Consider the following 18,521-nt stretch of genomic DNA (forward strand, 5'->3'; position numbering starts at 1 on the left):
CCGGCCGCACGGCCTCCCCCGCGCGCGAGCGGCCATGCGGCCGGTCTCCGTCGCGGGCGGGCGCCGGGCGGACCGGGCGCCGGGCGGGCCGTACCGTCACGCGCCTGGCGCGACGAGGAGGACCTTCCCCACGTGGCCGCTGGCCTCCAGGACCCGGTGCCCGTCCCTCGCCGCCTCCATCGGCAGCTCCTGGTCGATCACCGGCCGGACATGCCCGTCGGTCACCAGCGGCCACACGTGCTCCCGCACCGCCGCCACGATCGCCGCCTTCTCGTGCAGCGGCCGCGCCCGCAGCGACGTCGCGCTGACCGCCGCCCGCTTGTTCAGCAGCGTCGCGATGTTCAGCTCACCCTTGACGCCGCCCTGCATCCCGATGATCGCCAGACGGCCGTTGACCGCCAGCGCCTTCACGTTCCGGTCCAGGTACTTGGCCCCCATGTTGTCGAGGATGACGTCGGCCCCGGCCCCGTCCGTGGCCTTGGCGATCTCCTCGACGAAGTCCTGCTCCCGGTAGTTGATCAGGACGTCCGCACCCAGCTCCGCGCAGCGGTCCAGCTTCTCCTGGCTGCCCGCGGTCACCGCCACCTTGGCCCCGACCGCCTTGGCCAGCTGGATCGCCATGGTGCCGATGCCGCTCGACCCGCCGTGGACCAGCAGCGTCTCCCCGGGGCGCAGATGGGCGACCATGAAGACGTTCGACCAGACCGTGCAGGTCACCTCGGGCAGTGCCGCCGCCTCCACCAGGGAGAGGCCCGCAGGAACGGGCAGCAGCTGCCCCGCCGGGACAGCCACCTTCTGGGCGTAGCCGCCACCGGACAGCAGCGCGCACACCGCGTCGCCCACGCTCCACCCGGACACCCCCGGGCCGATCTCGGCGATACGGCCGGAGCACTCCAGCCCCGGATACGGAGAGGCGCCCGGCGGCGGATCGTAGAACCCCTGGCGCTGCAGCAGATCGGCGCGGTTGACCGCCGCCGCCGTCACCTCGACCAGGACCTCGCCCTCTCCGGGCACCGGATCCGCCACCTCTGCCCAGACCAGGGCCTCGGGGCCGCCCGCCTCGGGAATCGTGATCGCATGCATGGAAGCGACGCTACTCCCTCGGCGGACGAAGCCCCAGGCGGCCCGTCACGGCCGGTCGATCGTCCCCGACTGCCGGTCCGGGTGCGGCAGCGGCCGCTGGTCCGGGGCGACCTGCCGCGCCTGCGAGGAACGCACGATGGTGATGACTCGGTCCGCGATCTGCAGCGTTCCGAGCGAGGCGTCGTCGAAACCGAGGACCCGGTGACCGCGCAGCACGCTGATCACCATGTCGTCCAGCTCCCTGGGCTTCTTGCCCACCTCGGCCTTTATGACCGGGCGCTCCACGATGTCCAGGCCGCTGCCCTGCTGGATCAGGTCCTCCATCACCATGCCGGCGGCCGGGCTCAGCACCGAGAGCCCCAGCAGACGGCCGGCCGCGCTGGCGCTGGTGATCACCGCGTCGGCGCCCGACTGCCTGAGCAGCGGTGCGTTCTCCTCCTCGCGGACCGCCGCCACGATCTTGGCACCGCGGTTCAACTGGCGCGCCGTGAGCGTGACCAGCACCGCCGTGTCGTCGCGCTGGGTGGCGATGATGATCTGCCGTGCCTTGTGCGCCTCGGCGCGCTTCAGCACGTCACTGCGGGTGGCGTCGCCGGCCACCCCCGCGTACCCCGCGGCGGCGGCGGACTCGATCACCTTGCCGCTGGCGTCCACCACCACGATCTGGTCCGCGGGAACACCCGAGGCACGGACCGTCTGCAGGGCCGACCGCCCCTTGGTGCCGAAGCCGACGACGACAGTGTGGTCCCGCAAGGTGTGCCTCCAGCGGTTCAGGCGCAGTTCTTCCCGCGTGCGTTCGGTGAGCGCCTCGAGGGTGGTGCCGACGAGGATGATCAGGAAGATCACGCGCAGGGGAGTGACGACGAGGATGTTGGTCAGCCGGGCGCTGTCGCTGGCCGGGGTGACATCGCCGTAGCCGGTGGTGGAGAGGGTGACCGTCGCGTAGTAGAAGCTGTCGAGAAGGTCGAGTCCGCCACCGGCGTTGTCGTTGTAGCCGTCGCGGTCCAGGTAGACGATGAACGCGGTCGCCACCAGCACCAGCAGCGCCATGGAAAGCCGCTTGCTGACCTGGCGGAGCGGATGCGGCACCGCCTTCTGCGGAAGTTTCACCCGGTGGGTGACCAGACGTTCGCCCGCCTCTCGGGCGATGACGTCCTGTCCCGGCAGTTTCACGTGAAACACACTCCCGTTCCGGCGAGCGTCCAGGGCAGATCCAGGAGCTCGCTCTCCTCTCCCGCTTTCAACCCGCCCGGCGGGATCACGGCGAGAGCGTCGGCCGCCGCCATGCCACGGAGCATGGCGGGACCGGTGTAATGCAGCGGGTGGGCCCGGTCGGCGCGCAGCACGACCGGCACCAGCCGCGTGTCCTGGGGATGCCCTTGGACGCCTTCGGCCAGGGGCAGGGTGTAGGTGTCGGTGACGGGGTGCGCGCCCAGGGCACGCAGCAACGGCTGGGCGAGGGTGAGCAGGCCGGATACCGCGGCCAGCGGGTTGCCCGGCAGGCCGACCAGATGACGTCCGTCCTGGAGGCGGGCCAGCAGCATGGGGTGGCCGGGGCGGACCTGGACGCCGTCGACCAGCAGCTCGGCACCCACCTTGCGCAGAATGGGGTGGACATGGTCGACCGGACCCGCGGCGGTACCGCCGGTGGTGACGATCAGGTCGGCTTCGCTGCCGGTGACCGCGCGGCGCAGGGCCTCGGCGTCGTCGCCGAGGCGCCGGACGGCCGTCACCTCGGCGCCGAGCACCCGGAGCCAGGGCGGAAGCATGGGGCCGAGGGCGTCACGGATCAGGCCGTCCCGGGGGCGGCCCTCGGTGAGCAGTTCGTCGCCCAGCACCAGGATGTCGACGGACGGCCTGGGCGCGACGCCGAGCGTGTCGTAGCCGGCCGCGGCGGCGAGGCCGAGGACCGGCGGGGTGACGGGCGTGCCCTCGGGCAGCAACTGATCGCCGGAACGGCACTCCTGGCCGCGCGCACGGATGTCCTGACCGTGCCCGGTGTCCCGCTGGGCGTGCAGCCGGCCGGACGCGTCCAGGCGGCCGTGCTCGGAGCGCAGCACCGCGGTGGTGTCGCGGGGGATACGTGCGCCGGTGGCGATGGAGGCCGCTTCACCGTCGGCCAGCGGGGCGGGCTCGGCGTCCCCGGCCAGGACCCCGTCGTCCCGTACCTGCCAGGGGCCGGGGCCGGCGACCGCCCAGCCGTCCATGGCGGAGGTGTCGAACGGCGGCAGGTCGGTCAGTGCGGTCAGCGGAGCCACCAGGACGAATCCCAGGGCCGCTTCGAGCGGAACCTGGACAGGCGTACGGCCGCTCCGCCGCGCGGCCCGGGCGGAGCGGCCCGCCCTGTCGGCGAGGGCGCGCGCCTGCTGCCAGGGGGTGCCGCCGTGGTGCCGGTGACCCGTCGGAGGCGCCGCGGGGGACGCCACGGGCGACACGGCGGGCGACGCCGGGTGGCGGCCGGGGGCGGGTACGGCCGTGGTCCGGCCCTCGTTGACGAGGGACAGCGCCTCCTGCACGTCACGGTCGTCGAGGCCCCCGAGGGCGTCGAGATCCCCGGGGTCGTCGAGGTCGCCGAGGCCCGCGAGGCCGGCGAGGTCGCCGCCGTCCGCGGGAGGACGGCCGGCGGAGTTGCCGGGGGTCGTCATCCGGCGTCCGTGGTCCTGGCGGCGGCGGCCTCCCCGGAGGCGCCCTCCTCGGCCCAGCGCTGGGCGAGGGCGACGGCCTTGCGGACCGCCTCGGCGACGGCCTCGGGACCGCCGCCGGCACGGCCTGCGGCGTAGCCCACCAGGAAGGTGGTCAGGGGCGCCGCGGGACGGGCGACGCCGTGCGCGGCGTCACGGGCGAGATCGAGGAGCAGGGCGCGGTCGACGTCCAGGTCGATGCCCAGCTCGTCCTTGGCTGCGGTGATCCATTCATCCAACACGTGCTCATGCTCCCTGATGCGTGCGCGGGCGGCTTCGATGTCTTCCCAGGTGTCGCAGTCGTAGGACGCGGCGGGGTCGGTGATGAGTGTGACCTGAAGCGCCTCGGTCACTCGCCGCAGAGGCAGTCCGGTCAGACCGCCGTTCGCCTCGGCCACCTCTGCGAGCACCTTCCGCAGCGGCTCGGCGCGGTAGGCCGCCACCAGCGGCTGCCACCGGCCCTCTCCGTCGACGACCAGCACGGCATCGGGCCTCCCGACGGACGCGGAGCCCGGTGCCGCAGGCGAGCCCGGTGCCACGGGCGCGGCCGAGCCCGGTGCCGCGAGCGCGGCCGAGCCCGGTGCCGCGAGCGCGGCCGAAGACGGCACCTCGGCCGGAGCCGAAGACGACCCCGGGGCCGCGGTCGAAGCCTGAGCCGAAACCGGGCCTGGCGCCACGGGTGCCGCCGAGGACGAATCCGCGGCCGAAGCCGGAGCCGAGCCCGGTACCACGGGCGCGGCCGAAGACACACCCGCGGACGGGACCGGGACCGCGGACGGAGCCGCGAACGGGCCCGCGGCCAGAGCCGGAGTCGCACCCGGAGCCGGGGCCGGAGGCGTACCCGGGGCCGGGGCCGGGGCCAGAGACGAACCCGAAGCCGGATCCGGAGCCGGGGCCAGAGACGAACCCGAAGCCGGATCCGGAGCCGGGGCCAGAGACGAACCCGAAGCCGGATCCGGAGCCGGGGCCAGAGACGAACCCGAAGCCAGATCCGCAGTCGGGTCCGGAGCCGGAGCTGGCGTCGGAACCGGAGCCGAGGCATGGGCCGAAGACAGACCCGGGGCCTGGACCGGGGCGGAAGACGGAGCCGGATCGGAAGGCGGGGCCGGGGCCGGGGCCGAGGTCGAGGTCAGGGCCGGGGTCGGGGTCAGGGTGGATGCCAGTCGGGTGACCGTCTCGGGCGTGAGGAAGGGAAGATCGGCGGAGAGCACGACGACCCGGTCGGCGGTGGTGTGCTGGAGGCCCGCCGCCAAGGCGGCCAGCGGACCACCACCGGGCGGCTCCTCACGCGCCCACCGCACCGGCCGCGCGGTGCGCCGGGGCTCGGCGACCACGACCGTCCGGCCGGCCCCGGCACAGGCGGCGAGGACCCGGTCGAGCAGCGCCCTACCGCCGACCCGCACGCCTGGCTTGTCGGCGCCGCCCAGCCTGCGGCCGGCGCCACCGGCGAGCACCACGGCGTCATAGCCGTGGTGCTCGGCACCCCGCGCCGCGGGGGAGCTCTCGTGGTCGGTCACCCCACGAGTATGGAGGGCGCCCCGATCACAGGGAACGGAGGAGTACCGCCGGCTGTTCGACGCAGTCGGCCACATGGCGGAGGAACCCGCCCGCGGTCCCTCCGTCGCAGACCCGGTGGTCGAAGGTGAGCGAGAGCTGCGTCACGTGACGCACCGCCAGCTCCCCCCGGTACACCCAGGGCTTGGGGGTTATCCGCCCCACGCCCAGCATGGCCGCCTCGGGGTGGTTGAGGATCGGGGTCGAGCCGTCGACCCCGAACACCCCGTAGTTGTTGAGGGTGAACGTCGACCCGGTGAGCTCGGTGGGCCGCAGTCCTCCGCTGCGCGCGGACTCGGTGAGGCGGGCGAACTCCGCGGACAGCGACTCGGCGTCCCGCCGGTGGGCGTCGCGGACCACGGGCACCACCAGCCCCCGCTCGGTCTGCGCGGCGAAGCCGATGTGCACGTCCTCGAACCGCACGATCTCCCGCGCCTCGGTGTCGACCGTGGCGTTGAGCTCGGGGAAACGGGCCAGGGCGGCGGCACAGATCCTGGCCAGCAGCGCGATCAGCGAGATCTTTGGCCCGGAACCGGCGTTCATCGCCGCCCGGGCGTTCAGCAGCTCGGTGGCGTCGGCGTCCACCCAGCAGGTGGCGTCCGGGATCTCGCTCCGGCTCCGGGTGAACTTGTCGGCCGCCGCGCCCAGCAGACCGCGCAGCGGAATCCGCGTCGTGCCCCCGGAGACCACGGCGGCCCGGCCGCCCGACGTGTGCGGGGCGGGCGCCTCGGCACGCGGCTCCTGCACCTCCACCTGCTCACGGGAGGCCGCCGCACGCAGGGCGTACTCGACGTCGGCGCGCAGGATCAGGCCCTCGGGGCCGGAGCCGATGATCTCCCGGAGGTCCAGTCCGTTGTCCCGGGCCAGACGGCGCACCAGCGGGGAGATGACCGGGACCGGGCCGTCCTGGGCGGCCCCGGCGCCGGGCCCGGCACCGTCCGCGAGCCCCGCCGCGCGGGCGGGGGCGGCCGTCCCGTTCACGTGCTCCCCCGGGCCGCCGGTCCCGCCCGGCACCCGCCGCGACGCGGGAGCCGGCTGCGCCTGCGGCCGGGACTGCGGCCGGGCGCGCACCGGTGACGGCGGCGGAACCCGGCGGCGCCTGGCCGGCGGAGCCGAGGTGCCGTAGCCGACCAGCACGTTCCCGGAGCCCTCGGCGCCCGCGACGGCCGTGCCGTTCACCGTGCCGCCCGCGGCACCGGACCCGGCGGTGCCGCCGTCCGCGTCCGCGCCCACGGCGACCGTGAGCAGCGGGGCCCCCACCGGAAGGGAGCCGCCCTCCTCGCCGAACCGCGCGGTGACCACCCCGCCGTACGGGCAGGGCACCTCCACCATCGCCTTGGCCGTCTCGACCTCGACGACGGGCTGGTCGACGGCGACCACGTCGCCGACCTCGACCATCCAGTGCACGATCTGTGCCTCGGTCAGCCCTTCGCCCAGGTCGGGCAGCTTGAACTCGAATACCTCGGCCATCAGTCGCCCGCCTCCCACTGCAGCCGTCCCACCGCGTCCAGAATCCGGTCCACGCCGGGCAGGTGATGCCGCTCCGCCATCGGCGGAGGATACGGGATGTCGAATCCGGCGACCCTGAGAACGGGCGCCTCCAGATGGTGGAAGCACCGCTCGGTGACACGCGCCGCGATCTCCCCGCCCGGCCCGCCGAAACCGCCCGACTCGTGGACCACGACGGCGCGCCCGCTGCGCCGCACCTCGGCGCAGACCGTCTCGTCGTCGAACGGCACCAGCGACCGCAGGTCGACCACGCCCAGGTCCCAGCCCTCGGCCCGGGCCGCCTCGGCGGCCTCCAGGCAGACCGGCAGCGACGGGCCATAGGTGATCAGCGTGGCGCTGCGCCCGGTGCGGCGGACCACGGCCTTGCCGATCGGCTCGACCGGTGTAGGGTCCTCCGGGTCCCAGGAGTCCTTGCCCCAGTAGAGCCGCTTGGGCTCCAGGAAGACCACCGGGTCGTCGGAGGCGATGGCCTGCCGCAGCATGCCGTAGGCATCGGCGACCGTGGCCGGCGTGAGCACGTGGAGTCCGGGGGTCGCCATGTAATAGGCCTCGGAGGAGTCGCTGTGGTGCTCCACACCGCCTATGCCTCCTCCGTAGGGGACACGCACGGTGATCGGCAGCGGCATCGCGCCCCTGGTGCGGTTGCGCATCTTCGCGACGTGCGAGAGCAACTGCTCGAACGCCGGGTAGGCGAACGCGTCGAACTGCATCTCGACCACCGGCCGCAGCCCGTACATGGCCATGCCGACGGCGGTGCCGAGGATGCCCGCCTCGGCGAGCGGGGTGTCGGTGCACCGGTCGTCGCCGAACTCGGCGGCGAGACCGTCGGTGATCCGGAAGACGCCGCCCAGGGTGCCGACGTCCTCACCGAGGACGTGCACCGAGGTGTCCTCGGCCATGGAGTCCCGCAGGGCGCGGTTGAGCGCCTGGGCCATCGGCGTCTGCTTGACCGCGACGGTGGTGTCGACGGCGGTGCCGACCGTGGTCATCGGGCCGTTCCTTCCCGCTTCGAGTGCGCCTCGGCCTCCAGCTCGGCCCTCAGCATCTCCTGCTGCTCCCGCAGCTGGGGTGTGGGCTCGGCGTAGACGTGGGCGAAGAGTTCCATGGGGTCGATCTCGGGGTCCTGGTTCATCCGGGCCCGCAGGTCGGCGGCCATCGCCTCGGCGGCCTCGCGGACCTCGCGGATCGCGTCCTCGTCCAGCACGCCGCGCGCGGTCAGCTCGCGCTCGAGCAGCGGCACCGGGTCGTGGTCACGCCAGGCGTCCACCTCGGAGGACTCGCGGTAGCGGGTGGCGTCGTCGGCGTTGGTATGGGCGTCGACGCGGTAGGTGATCGCCTCCACCAGGACCGGACCGCCGCCCTCGCGCGCGTGCCGGACGGCCTCGGTCAGCACCTGGTGGACCGCGACCGCGTCGTTGCCGTCGACCAGCCGGCCCGGTATGCCGTACCCCACGGCCTTGTGGGCGAGGGAGGGCGCCGCGGACTGCTTGGCCAGCGGGACGGAGATGGCGAAGCCGTTGTTCTGCACCAGGAAGACCACGGGGGCCTGCCAGACGGCGGCGAAGTTGAGCGCCTCGTGGAAGTCGCCCTCGCTGGTGCCGCCGTCACCGATCATCGCCAGGGCCACCACGTCGTCGCCCTTGAGCCGGGCGGCGTGGGCCAGACCGACCGCGTGCGGGAGCTGGGTGGCCAGCGGGGTGCTCAGCGGGGCCACACGGTTCGCGTACGGGTCGTAGCCGGTGTGCCGGTCACCGCGCAGCAGGGTGAGCGCCTCCACCGGGTCGACGCCCCGGGCGACCACGGCGAGGGTGTCCCGGTAGCTGGGGAACAGCCAGTCCTGGTCGGCGAGGACCATGGCGGCGGCCACCTCGCAGGCCTCCTGGCCGGTGCTGGACGGGTAGACGGCGAGGCGGCCCTGCTTGGTCAGCGCCGTGGCCTGGGCGTTGTAGCGGCGGCCGCGCACCACCTCGGCGTACAGGCGGCGGAGCAGACCGGCATCGGCCGCGGCGGCCTCGTCGGCGGCCGGTGTGCCGAGGACGCGGTAGGGCTCGGCGTCGGGCAGCAGGGGCGTCGGGTCCGTGCGCGGTCGCCAGGCGGGCGGCGGGGCGGGGCGGTAGGTGTCCCGCTGCTCCATCACCGTCATGACGGCACCTCCTCGTGGGAGTGGCTGACGAGGCCGCCGGGTGTGACGCACCTCACCTACCGATTGTTCGGTCGACGGCGCAATTTGGCTACAGGCGACTTCAGCCTGTGGACAAACGGTTCTGCACAGCCTGAGATGGAGGCACGGTGTCCAGGGGAGGGAGGCGGGGAAGCATGCGACCTGAACAAATGGCCGACGGCCCGGAGGAAGGTGCCGCCCCGGTGCCCGCCGCGAGCCCCCGCCCGCTGCCGCCCCCGAGGGTCCTGGACGCCATAGACGAGGACATTCTGCGGATGCTGCAGAAGGACGGCCGTGCGTCCATACGGTCGGTGGCCGAGCGGGTGCACGTCTCCCGGGCCAACGCCTACGCGCGGATCAACCGGCTGATGGAGGACGGGGTGATCCGCGGCTTCGGTGCCCGGATCGACCACGAACGGGCCGGTCAGGGCACCTCCGCCTACATCACGCTCAAAATCGTCCAGAACTCCTGGCGCACCGTGCGCGAGCGGCTGCGCGCGCTGCCCGGGGCCTCGCACCTCGCACTGGTGGGCGGCGACTTCGACGTCCTGATGCTGGTGCACGCCCCGGACAACCGGGCGCTCCGGGAGCTGGTGCTCACCCGGCTGCACTCCATGCCCGAGGTGCTCTCCACCCGGACCCTGCTGGTCTTCGAGGTGGAGGACATCGAGAGCCCGCACAACCCGGTGTGAGGGCGAGGGGAGCCGTCAGCCCCGCAGGCCCGTGAGGACCAGCTGGACCACGGCGTCGGCGACCTCCCGGCGGGCGCCGGTGCGTCCGTCGGGCCGGTACCACTCGACGATCGAGTTGATCATGCCGAAGACCAGCCGGGTGGCCAGCCGCACCTCGACGTCCCCGCGCACGTCGCCCTCCGCCGCGGCGTTCTTCAGCAGCTCCGCCACCCGGTGGTCGAACTCGCGCCGGCGCTCCAGCGCCCACCGCTCGGTGCCGGTGTTGCCGCGTACCCGCAGCAGCAGCGTCACGTAGGGCAGCTCGGCGATCAGCACCTCGACCATCCGCCGCACCACGTACTCCAGGCGGTCCGCGGCACGTCCCTCCCGGGCCTGCGGCTCGTCGAGGATGCCGAAGAGACCTTCGAGCGCCCGGTTCACCGCACGCCGGAGCAGTTCCTCCTTGCCGGAGACATGGTGGTAGATGGACGACTTGGAGATCCCGGCCGCCTTGGCCAGGTGCTCCATGGAGGTGCCGTCGTAGCCGCGCTCGTTGAACACCTGGACGGCCACCTGGAGCAGCGAGTCCGGCGTGTAGGTGTCACGCTTGAGTGTGGTCATCGCGAAGCCTTCCGTCACTTGGCCGCGGTGAACGCGTGCCGCAGCAACGCGAGGGACGGGGCGCAGCGGCCGGACGGTTCCCGCTCGTGCACCGCGTCGAGGACGCCGTAGGCCCAGTCGTCGCCGAGCCGGCGGCTCCACTCGAAGGGGCCGAGCGGGTAGTTGACGCCGAGTCGCATCGCGGTGTCGATGTCCTCCTCACCCGCCACGCCGCGGGCGACCGCGTCGAAGGCGAGGTCGATGATCCGGGCGACCGTCCGGGCGACGATCATGCCGGGCACGTCGCCGACCACACTGACCTTCTTGCCCAGCGCCTGGAAGAGGCCCACCGCCTCGGCGAGGGTGTCCGGCGAGGTGACCGGGGAGGCCGCCAGGGCTATCCGGGTGGCCGCCCGGTAGTCCAGCGCGAGGTCGAAGGAGACCAGGTCCGGGCCGTACTCGCCGACCGTCTCGCCGTCCGCCAGGACCAGCGTGCCACCGCCGGGCAGCACCAGGCGGCCCTTCTCCTCCTCCGCCGCGAAGCCCTCGTCCTCGATGCGCAGGTCGATGCCGGCCTCGCGGATCAGCTCGACGACGTCAGCCGCCGGGCCGAGGTCACCCAGGAGGATGACATGGCCGGGTGCTTCCTCGGGGCCGGCGGTGTGCGGCTCGGGACGCTCGGCGCCTTCCGCGTAGGGGTACCAGCCGTGCCCGGACTTCCGGCCGAGCCTGCCGGACTCCACCAGACGGCGCTGGGCGAGCGAAGGACGGAAGCGGACGTCCTGGAAGAAGGACTCCCACACCGACCGGGTGACCGCCTCGTTGACGTCCTGGCCGATCAGGTCGGTGAGTTCGAACGCGCCCATCCGGAAGCCGCCGCTCTCGCGCAGCACCGCGTCGACGGTGGCCGGGTCGGCGGCCCGCGTCTCGTACAGCTCGAAGGCCTCCGCGTAGAACGGCCGGGCGATCCGGTTCACGACGAAGCCCGGCTGGTCGGCGCAGGCCACGGGCGTCTTGCCCCAGCCCCGCACCGTCTCCAGCGCGCGACCGGCGGCCCCGGCGTCGGTGGCGGACCCGGAGACCACCTCGACCAGCGGCATCAGCGGGGCCGGGTTGAAGAAGTGGAGTCCGACGAAGCGGCCGGGCAGGCGCAGCGCGCCGCCGATGGCGGTGACGGAGAGGGAGGAGGTGTTGGTGGCGAGCAGGCAGTCCTCACCGACGACCTCCTCGAGGTCGCGGAACAGCTGCTGCTTGACGTCCAGGCGCTCCAGTACCGCCTCCACCACCAGGCCGCATCCGGCCAGCTCGGAGAGGGTTCCGACGGCCTCCAGCCGGCCACGGGCGGCGTCCCTGTCGGCGGCGGCGAGACGGCCCTTCTCGACGAGCCGGTCCAGGCGGGCCACGATCTCGGCCGCGGCCTGCCCGGCCCGGCCGGGGGCGGCGTCGTAGAGCCGGACGGGGTGTCCGGCGACCAGTGCGACCTGGGCGATGCCCTGGCCCATGGTGCCGGAACCGACTACTGCCACGGGGCTGTTCAGGTCGAGTGCTGTCATGAGCGCGATCCTCCCGCACCGGGTTGTCCACAGCCGCGGCGGACCCCCTTGTCCCGACCGATCGTTCGGTTACTCTAGCCCTGTCCTTCTGTTCCTGCCCAGCGCGCCGGTTCGACGAGGAGCCGGTCCGAGGAGGAGGTGGGTCCACCCATGGCCACCGCACCGACCGCGCACGTCCCCGCCACGACCCCGTCCGGCGAGGGCGGCCTCACCGCCGCCGAACTCGCGGACCGCCACCAGGCCACGCTCGACCAGGCGCTGGAGACCATCCGGACCCGCGCCTACTGGTCGCCCCATCCCGAACACCCCAAGGCGTACGGGGAGAACGGCACGCTGTCCGCCGCGGAGGGCCAGGCCGCCTACGAAGCCCTGCTCGGCAGCCGCTTCGAGCTCGACCAGCCCGGCACGGACGACTGGGTGGGCGGCGAGACCTCCCCCTACGGCGTCGAGCTGGGCGTCACCTACCCCCATCCGGACGTCGACGTGCTGCTCCCGGCAATGCGGGCGGGCATGCGCGGCTGGCGGGACGCCGGACCGCGGCTGCGCGCCCTGGTCTGCCTGGAGATCATCAAGCGGATCAACGCCCGCACCCACGAGTTCGCGCACGCCGTCATGCACACCAGCGGCCAGGCCTTCGTCATGGCCCTCCAGGCCGGCGGGCCGCACGCGCAGGACCGCGGGCTCGAGGCGGTCGCCCACGCCTTCCAGGAGCAGACCCGGGTACCGGGCTCGGCCGACTGGAGCAAGCCCCAGGGCAAGCGCGACCCGCTGCGCCTGACCAAGGAGTTCACGGCCGTGCCGCGCGGCATCGCGCTGGTGATCGGCTGCAACACCTTCCCCACGTGGAACGGCTTCCCCGGCTTCTTCGCCTCCCTGGCCACCGGGAACCCGGTCCTGGTCAAGCCGCACCCGCGGGCCGTGCTGCCGCTGGCGCTCACCGTGCGGATCGCCCGCGAGGTGCTGGCCGAGGCCGGTTTCGAGCCCAACCTGGTCGCCCTGGCCGCCGAGCGGCCCGGCGAGGGCCTGGCGAAGACGCTGGCGGTGCGCCCGGAGATCCGGATCATCGACTACACCGGCTCCACGGCCTTCGGAGACTGGCTGGAGACCACCGCCCGCCAGGCGCAGGTCTACACCGAGAAGGCCGGCGTCAACACGGTGCTCATCGAGTCGGCCGCCGACTACCGCGGCATGCTGTCCAACCTGGCCTTCTCCCTCTCGCTGTACAGCGGCCAGATGTGCACCACCCCGCAGAACCTGCTGATCCCCCGGGACGGCATCGACACCGACCAGGGCCACCGCTCCTTCGCGGAGGTGACGGCCGATCTGGCGGCCGCCGTCTCCAAGCTGCTCGGCGACGACGCCCGGGCGGCCGGGCTGCTCGGCGCGATCGTCAACCCGGACGTCAGGACGCGTCTGGAGGCCGCGGCCGAGCTGGGCGAGGTGGTGCTGCCCTCGCGCGAGGTGGCCCACCCGGACTTCCCCGGCGCGGTGGTCCGCACGCCGGTGATGGTCCGCCTCGACGCGGCCAAGTCCGACGACGACCCGGCCTACCTGGAGGAGTGCTTCGGCCCCGTCTCGTTCGCCGTGGCCGTCGACTCCGCCGACGCCGCCGTGGAGCTGCTGCGGCGCACGGTCCGGGAGAAGGGCGCCATGACGGTCGCCGCGTACACCACCTCGCCGGAGGTGGAGCGGGCGGTCGAGGAGGTCTGCCTCGAGGAGTGCGCCCAGCTCTCCCTCAACCTGACCGGCGGGGTCTTCGTCAACCAGACGGCCGCCTTCTCCGACTTCCACGGCTCCGGCGGCAACCCGGCGGCCAACGCGGCGCTGTGCGACGCCGCGTTCGTCGCCAACCGCTTCCGTGTGGTGGAGGTGCGCCGGGAGGCTTAGGCGCGGGGTGCGCGCGGCCGCCCATCCCCGCGGGCGGTGCCGGTCACGGCCGGGGCGGCCTCGGTCACGGCCGGGGCGGTGCCGGTCACGGCCGGGGCGCCCCCGCCGGGGACTGCGCGCTCCAGTGGTAGAGCGTCATGGCGACGCTGGTCGCCAGGTTGTAGCTGGACACCTGGGGCCGCATCGGCAGCGACAGCAGCCGGTCGGCCCGGGCCCGCAGCTCGGGGGTGAGCCCGCTGCGCTCGGACCCGAAGGCCAGCACGGCGTCGTCCGGCAGCTGGACGCCGCGGATGTCCTCGCCCTCGGCGTCCAGCGCGAACACCGGCCCGGGCGGCAGTGCGGCGACGTCCAGCCGCTCCACGACGGTCGCGAAGTGCAGCCCGGCCCCGCCGCGCACCACGGTGGGATGCCAGGGGTCGAGGGTGCCCGTGGTGACGACGCCGGTCGCTCCGAACCCGGCGGCCAGGCGGACCACGGCGCCCGCGTTGCCGAGGTTGCGGGGCTGGTCGAGCACCACGACGGGGGCTGTGCGGGGGAGCCGCCCGAGGGCGCGCAGCCCGGCCTCGCGGTCCGGGCGCCTGGCCAGCGCCGCCACGCCGGTGGGGTGGGGGCGTGGTACCAGCTGCGCGTAGACCTCCTCGTCGACCTCGGTCAGCAGACCGTCCAGCGCCTCCCGGACATCCGGGGCCAGGTCCTCCGCGAGGGCCAGCGCCGCGGCCCGGTCGGTCGCGACGGCCAGCGGCACGGAGGCCCCGAAACGCAGGGCGTGCTTCAGCGCGTGGAACCCGTCGAGGAGAACCGTGCCGTCGGCGCCGTGCCGGTGCCAGGCGCGCGGAATGTCGGGGGAGGCGGTCATGGACCGAAGCCTAGGCGGGCCTCCCCACACGTCCACGCGGCGGCCAACCCCTGGCCTCCCCGCTCCGCACGGGCCCTACGGCCGTGCGGGCCCCTTCGGCCGCGCGAGCCCTTCTTCCCCTCCGCCCCGCGGGCCGGCCGCACGCCAGTCCCGCAAGCCTGCGCCACGCACCGGTCCCCGACGCCTTAGCCGGGCCGCCCGGGTCCGGCGGTTCCGCCGGACTGCCTGGGCCCGACGCCCTCCCCGTGCCCCTCGGCCCCGACCACGTCGACCGCACCGGCCGCGTCAGCCGCGTCAGCGCTTCCGGCCGCGTCAGCGCCTTCGGCCGCGTCAGCGCCTTCGGCCGCCGCGTGCTCCGGGCGTGGCGGCTCGGTGGCCGCGTCGTCCGGCGCGGTGGGAGTCCTGTGCACGGGAGCCCCGGCCTCCGCCCTCTCCTCCGCTGCCCACCGAGGGCCGCCCTGGGCCGGCACCCGCGCGCCCAGCTCCCGCTCCGGCGCACCCGGCGTCGGCCCCGCCGCGGCAACCACCGACCCGGACGACGGCACGGCCGCCTCCGCGGCCGCGGCCACGGCACCGCCGCGACCCCCCGGCCGGAGCCGGCCGGCCAGGCGCGTGGCGGCACCGCCCACGCGGCGCAGGAACGTCGTCGGCAGGAACACCGAGTCGGCCACGATCATCGCCAGCGAGAAGAACGGCAGCCCGAGCACCACCGCGATCGCCACGTGCTCGGTGATCATCGCCGCCAGCAGCACGTTCTTCACCCGGCGGTTGAACAGCGTGAACGGGAACGCGACCTGCACCGCGACCGTGCCGTAGGTGATCAGCATGACCAGCGTGCCGTTGGAGGCGAGCAGGTCGGCCAGCGCCGGCCAGGGCGAGAAGTAGTCCAGGTGGAGCGGGTAGTGCAGCGCGGTGCCGTCCTGCCAGCGCGATCCCTGGATCTTGTACCAGCCCGCCGTCGCGTAGATCAGGCAGGCCTCGACCATGATGACCAGCAGTGCCGCGTTGTGGACGATGTTGCCCACCACGTCGAACAGCGCGCGCACCTGGGAACGCGGCGCGGCCCGCTCGACGACCCCCCAGGCGCCCAGGGCGATCCACATCACCCACAGCAGCCAGGGGACGAACGGATCACCGTCCAGGCCGCCCAGCAGCGTCGCCGGCACCAGCACCAGCCCGAAGACGCTCCACAGCACGGGCCCGCCCAGGTCGGCAGGACGCCGGCCCGAAGGACCCCCGGCCCGCCCCACGCCCACGTCACGCCGGGCGGCCTCGCGACGACGCGCCCGGCGCGCGTCCAGCGACCAGACCCGGCCGCACCGGGTGAAGACCAGGTAGACCGCCATCAGGTGCACGACGTTGTCGCCGCCGTCGCCCATGAAGACACTGCGGTTCTGCAGGGAGAGCACGCCCACCATGAAGAGGACCGACATGGCCCGGGTGCGCCAGCCCAGCGCGAGCAGCAGGCTCGCCAGGACGGCGAGGAGGTAGACGGCCTCGAACCAGAGTTCCGAGTCGGTCCACAGCAGCACCGTGAAGGCGCCGTTGTCCGAGACGAGCCGGTTCCCCAGCTCCCAGCTCCACGGGCCGTCGGGCCCGTACAGCTCGTGGCGGTGCGGGAACTCCCGCAGCAGGAAGAGCAGCCAGGTGGCCGCGAAGCCTATGCGTATCACCGCGCTCTGGTACGGGCCGAGCGCGGCGTCGGTGACCCGGGAGGCCAGCTTTCCGAGGGCGAGGTCCGGGCGGTTCACAGGCTGCCTCCCGGGACGTCGTCCGCGGACACGTTCCACCAGGGCAGGACCCGGAAGCGGGGCTCGGACTCCGTCTTCTCACCGCTCCAGGCAGGCGGCGTCACCTGAAGGGTCCGGGAGCGGATCTGCATCCGGTCCACCTCGGCCTGGTAGGTGCGGCCCAGCCGCATCACCACGATGCGCCGCAGGTACTCCTCCGCCAGCCGGCCCCGGGGACCGACCGCACGGTTCTCGTCGTCGTGCGAGGAGACGTAGAAGTCCCAGGCACGGCGGAGTTCGTTCTGCTGGGTGTGACTGGGGGCCGGGTTGCCGTCGATGGCGCGGCCGTCCTCGGCGGAGAGATCGGTCCAGTCCACCGTCCGTACGTCCCCGTCCCCCGTCCGTATCTCCGCCCTGACCTGCACGGCGATGTTCTGCTGGAGCGGGTTGGGGGCGAAGAGCTTCCAGTTCTGTTCGAACTCGGGGTAGACCCAGTCGTCCACGACCTCCGCGTGCCGCTTGCTGAGCGTGTTCGACGGCGCGACGTGCAGGAACACCATGCCGAGGTGCGCACAGGCGAGGGCCGCGACCGCCGCGAGCGCCACCGCCGCCGCGATCCGGCCGGGCAGACCGAGCGCCGCCACACCGGTCGGGGGATTCGTCTCCTCGGGCGGAGGCCCGCCCTGGTGTGTTTCCATTCGCGCCCCGTCTCCCCCGTCCCGGTCGTTCGCACGCACCGTACTGAGTAACGGCGGCCCCGGGACACCCCTGTGGACAACAGGAGTGCGGACGACGGGGCGCCCAGGTCTTCCACAGCGGTCGACACCCTACGTTCCGCGGGCGACCTGAACGGGTGCGGCCCCGTGACCGGCACCGCGGACACCGCGGTGCCGGACCGGGGTCTCAGACGACCTGTCCCGGCTTGCCCTCGTCGTCGACGACCGGCCTGCCCGCGGCCGCCCAGGCGCCCATGCCGCCCTCCACGTTCACGGCGTCGATGCCCTGCTGCGCCAGGTACACGGTGACCTGCGCGGACCGCGCGCCGGAGCGGCAGATGACGTTCACCCGGCCGTCCTGCGGCGCCGCCTCGGTGAGCTCGCCGTAGCGGGCCACGAACCCGCTCATCGGGATGTGCAGCGCGCCGGCGGCATGACCCGCCCGCCACTCGTCGTCCTCCCGGACGTCCAGCAGGAAGTCGCCGTCCTTGAGGTCCGTGACCTGGACGGTGGGCACACCAGCTCCAAAGTTCATGCCACCGACGCTACCCGACCACCACCGGTACCACCGCTACGGTCGCGGGCCCGCTACGTCACAGCCACCGCGACGCCGCGGCCACCTCTACGGCTGGTGCAGCTCCATCAGCCGGGCCTCGCGTTCGGTGATGTCACCGGTGAGCTGACGGGCGATGTCCTCCAGCAGCCCGTCCGGGTCGTCCGGGGCCAGCCGCAGCATGGAGGCGATGGCGCTCTCCTCCAGCTTGGCCGCCAGCTCGGTGAGCATCTCCTTGCGGGCCGCGAGCCACTCGAGGCGGTCGTACAGCTCGTCGGCGGGGGTCGCGCGGCGCTTCACGACCGGACCCGCCGCCCATTCCTCCTGCAGCGCGAGCAGCCGCTTCTCGTCGCCCCGGGCGTAGGCGGCGTTCACCCGGGAGATGAACTCGTCGCGCCGCTTGCGCTCGCCCTCGTCCTGCGCGAGGTCCGGGTGGGCCTTGCGGACCAGCTCCCGGTAGAGCCGGCGGGCCTCCTCACCCGGCCGGACCCGCGGCGGCGGCTGCACGCTCTGGTCGGTGAGCATCGCCACGGACTCGGGGAACAGCCCCTGCCCGTCCATCCAGCCGTGCAGCAGTTCCTCGACACCGGGTATCGGCGTCACGCGCGCACGGGCCTCCTGCGCCAGACGCACGTCCTCCGGGTCGCCGGTACGGGCCGCACGGGCCTCGGCGATCAGGGCGTCCAGTTCCTCCAGCCGCGCGTACAGCGGGCCGAGCCGCTGTTCGTGGAGCCGGGAGAAGTTCTCGATCTCGACGCGGAACGTCTCCACGGCGATCTCGTACTCGATCAGCGCCTTCTCGGCGGCCATGACGGCGCGCTCCAGACGCTCCTCGGGACGGGGAGCGGCTCCGCCGGCTCCCTCCGCGGGCTCGGGCGGAGTCCGGTCAGCTTCCGGGGTGGTCATCCGCCCAGCGTAGGCCACCTGCCAAGTCCCGTGCCGTCCACGGTGATCGCTCACGCCCGGC

General features: G+C 73.7%; 15 protein-coding genes and 2 pseudogenes. 2 read left to right on the plus strand and 15 right to left on the minus strand.

The features are described from left to right. Positions 1–96 precede the first annotated feature (96 nt). From GBN72_RS21815 to pdhA, 8 genes and pseudogenes are all read right to left on the minus strand, one after another. Positions 97–1,083 (minus strand): NAD(P)H-quinone oxidoreductase, encoded by a 987-nt coding sequence (locus GBN72_RS21815; RefSeq protein ID WP_151773567.1) that lies wholly within the window; start codon positions 1,081–1,083, stop codon positions 97–99. A 45-nt stretch (positions 1,084–1,128) separates the two neighbouring features. Then, positions 1,129–2,256: a potassium channel family protein gene (locus tag GBN72_RS21820; RefSeq protein ID WP_151773568.1), complete on the minus strand. Its 1,128-nt coding sequence runs from the start codon at positions 2,254–2,256 to the stop codon at positions 1,129–1,131. Next, positions 2,253–3,728 carry a molybdopterin molybdotransferase MoeA gene (locus tag GBN72_RS21825; RefSeq protein WP_151773569.1) on the minus strand — a complete coding sequence of 492 codons (1,476 nt, stop codon included), beginning with the start codon at positions 3,726–3,728 and terminating at the stop codon, positions 2,253–2,255. The genes GBN72_RS21820 and GBN72_RS21825 overlap by 4 nt, the downstream gene beginning before the upstream one ends. Beyond that, entirely contained in the window at positions 3,725–4,627 is a 903-nt protein-coding gene (locus tag GBN72_RS21830; RefSeq protein ID WP_151773782.1) for a DUF6457 domain-containing protein, read from the minus strand. The genes GBN72_RS21825 and GBN72_RS21830 overlap by 4 nt, the downstream gene beginning before the upstream one ends. A 281-nt stretch (positions 4,628–4,908) precedes the next feature. Then, a pseudogene (locus tag GBN72_RS21835) lies at positions 4,909–5,281 on the minus strand (NTP transferase domain-containing protein); the annotation flags it as partial. 25 nt (positions 5,282–5,306) lie between these two features. Then, positions 5,307–6,788 carry a dihydrolipoamide acetyltransferase family protein gene (locus tag GBN72_RS35910; RefSeq protein ID WP_151773570.1) on the minus strand — a complete coding sequence of 494 codons (1,482 nt, stop codon included), beginning with the start codon at positions 6,786–6,788 and terminating at the stop codon, positions 5,307–5,309. Next, positions 6,788–7,816, minus strand: a complete 1,029-nt coding sequence (locus GBN72_RS21845; protein ID WP_151773571.1) for an alpha-ketoacid dehydrogenase subunit beta — start codon at positions 7,814–7,816, stop codon at positions 6,788–6,790. Before GBN72_RS21845 ends, GBN72_RS35910 begins: the two co-directional genes overlap by 1 nt. After that, positions 7,813–8,970, minus strand: a complete 1,158-nt coding sequence (gene pdhA / locus GBN72_RS21850; protein ID WP_151773572.1) for a pyruvate dehydrogenase (acetyl-transferring) E1 component subunit alpha — start codon at positions 8,968–8,970, stop codon at positions 7,813–7,815. Before pdhA ends, GBN72_RS21845 begins: the two co-directional genes overlap by 4 nt. 173 nt (positions 8,971–9,143) lie before the next feature. On the opposite strand from pdhA, the gene GBN72_RS21855 reads away from it, so the two are divergent. Beyond that, positions 9,144–9,680, plus strand: coding sequence for an Lrp/AsnC family transcriptional regulator (locus GBN72_RS21855; RefSeq protein WP_439959793.1), 537 nt, complete (start codon positions 9,144–9,146; stop codon positions 9,678–9,680). A gap of 15 nt (positions 9,681–9,695) precedes the next feature. Here the strand turns inward: GBN72_RS21855 and GBN72_RS21860 are convergent, their stop codons facing one another. After that, the gene (locus GBN72_RS21860; RefSeq protein WP_151773573.1) at positions 9,696–10,280 is read right to left on the minus strand and encodes a TetR/AcrR family transcriptional regulator; all 585 of its coding nucleotides are present in this window, start codon (positions 10,278–10,280) and stop codon (positions 9,696–9,698) included. 14 nt (positions 10,281–10,294) lie between these two features. Next, positions 10,295–11,812, minus strand: a complete 1,518-nt coding sequence (locus tag GBN72_RS21865; protein ID WP_151773574.1) for a 3-hydroxyacyl-CoA dehydrogenase — start codon at positions 11,810–11,812, stop codon at positions 10,295–10,297. A gap of 150 nt (positions 11,813–11,962) precedes the next feature. Here GBN72_RS21865 and paaN point away from each other — a divergent pair, with 150 nt between their 5' ends. Further along, on the plus strand, positions 11,963–13,699 hold the full coding sequence (gene paaN / locus GBN72_RS21870) for a phenylacetic acid degradation protein PaaN (RefSeq protein WP_151773575.1): 1,737 nt from the start codon (positions 11,963–11,965) through the stop codon (positions 13,697–13,699). A gap of 85 nt (positions 13,700–13,784) precedes the next feature. Here the strand turns inward: paaN and GBN72_RS21875 are convergent, their stop codons facing one another. The 5 genes and pseudogenes from GBN72_RS21875 to GBN72_RS21895 all read right to left on the minus strand — a co-directional run bounded on the left by GBN72_RS21875 (position 13,785) and on the right by GBN72_RS21895 (position 18,460). Continuing rightward, positions 13,785–14,555 (minus strand): TrmH family RNA methyltransferase, encoded by a 771-nt coding sequence (locus GBN72_RS21875; RefSeq protein WP_151773576.1) that lies wholly within the window; start codon positions 14,553–14,555, stop codon positions 13,785–13,787. 467 nt (positions 14,556–15,022) lie between these two features. Next, positions 15,023–16,306 (minus strand): annotated as a pseudogene (locus GBN72_RS21880) (HTTM domain-containing protein); the annotation flags it as partial. After that, complete coding sequence (locus tag GBN72_RS21885; RefSeq protein ID WP_246212748.1) at positions 16,303–16,983, minus strand: DUF5819 family protein; 681 nt, start codon at positions 16,981–16,983, stop codon at positions 16,303–16,305. The gene GBN72_RS21885 and the pseudogene GBN72_RS21880, both read right to left, overlap by 4 nt. 205 nt (positions 16,984–17,188) lie before the next feature. Further along, on the minus strand, positions 17,189–17,518 hold the full coding sequence (locus GBN72_RS21890; RefSeq protein ID WP_151773784.1) for a rhodanese-like domain-containing protein: 330 nt from the start codon (positions 17,516–17,518) through the stop codon (positions 17,189–17,191). Between the two features lie 105 nt (positions 17,519–17,623). After that, on the minus strand, positions 17,624–18,460 hold the full coding sequence (locus tag GBN72_RS21895) for a hypothetical protein (protein WP_151773578.1): 837 nt from the start codon (positions 18,458–18,460) through the stop codon (positions 17,624–17,626). Between the last annotated feature and the right edge of the window lie 61 nt (positions 18,461–18,521).

Source organism: Streptomyces abyssomicinicus (assembly GCF_008974245.1).
Classification (GTDB): Bacteria; Actinomycetota; Actinomycetes; order Streptomycetales; family Streptomycetaceae; genus Streptomyces; species Streptomyces abyssomicinicus.

Bases quoted from the DNA above. Each gene is read 5' to 3' on its own strand.
- GBN72_RS21815 (WP_151773567.1), bottom strand. From the start codon at position 1,083: ATGCATGCGATCACGATTCCCGAGGCGGGCGGCCCCGAGGCCCTGGTC.
- GBN72_RS21825 (WP_151773569.1), bottom strand. From the start codon at position 3,728: ATGACGACCCCCGGCAACTCCGCCGGCCGTCCTCCCGCGGACGGCGGC.
- GBN72_RS35910 (WP_151773570.1), bottom strand. From the start codon at position 6,788: ATGGCCGAGGTATTCGAGTTCAAGCTGCCCGACCTGGGCGAAGGGCTG.
- GBN72_RS21845 (WP_151773571.1), bottom strand. From the start codon at position 7,816: ATGACCACGGTCGGCACCGCCGTCGACACCACCGTCGCGGTCAAGCAG.
- pdhA (WP_151773572.1), bottom strand. From the start codon at position 8,970: ATGACGGTGATGGAGCAGCGGGACACCTACCGCCCCGCCCCGCCGCCC.
- GBN72_RS21855 (WP_439959793.1), top strand. From the start codon at position 9,144: ATGCGACCTGAACAAATGGCCGACGGCCCGGAGGAAGGTGCCGCCCCG.
- GBN72_RS21860 (WP_151773573.1), bottom strand. From the start codon at position 10,280: ATGACCACACTCAAGCGTGACACCTACACGCCGGACTCGCTGCTCCAG.
- GBN72_RS21865 (WP_151773574.1), bottom strand. From the start codon at position 11,812: ATGACAGCACTCGACCTGAACAGCCCCGTGGCAGTAGTCGGTTCCGGC.
- paaN (WP_151773575.1), top strand. From the start codon at position 11,963: ATGGCCACCGCACCGACCGCGCACGTCCCCGCCACGACCCCGTCCGGC.
- GBN72_RS21875 (WP_151773576.1), bottom strand. From the start codon at position 14,555: ATGACCGCCTCCCCCGACATTCCGCGCGCCTGGCACCGGCACGGCGCC.
- GBN72_RS21885 (WP_246212748.1), bottom strand. From the start codon at position 16,983: ATGGAAACACACCAGGGCGGGCCTCCGCCCGAGGAGACGAATCCCCCG.
- GBN72_RS21895 (WP_151773578.1), bottom strand. From the start codon at position 18,460: ATGACCACCCCGGAAGCTGACCGGACTCCGCCCGAGCCCGCGGAGGGA.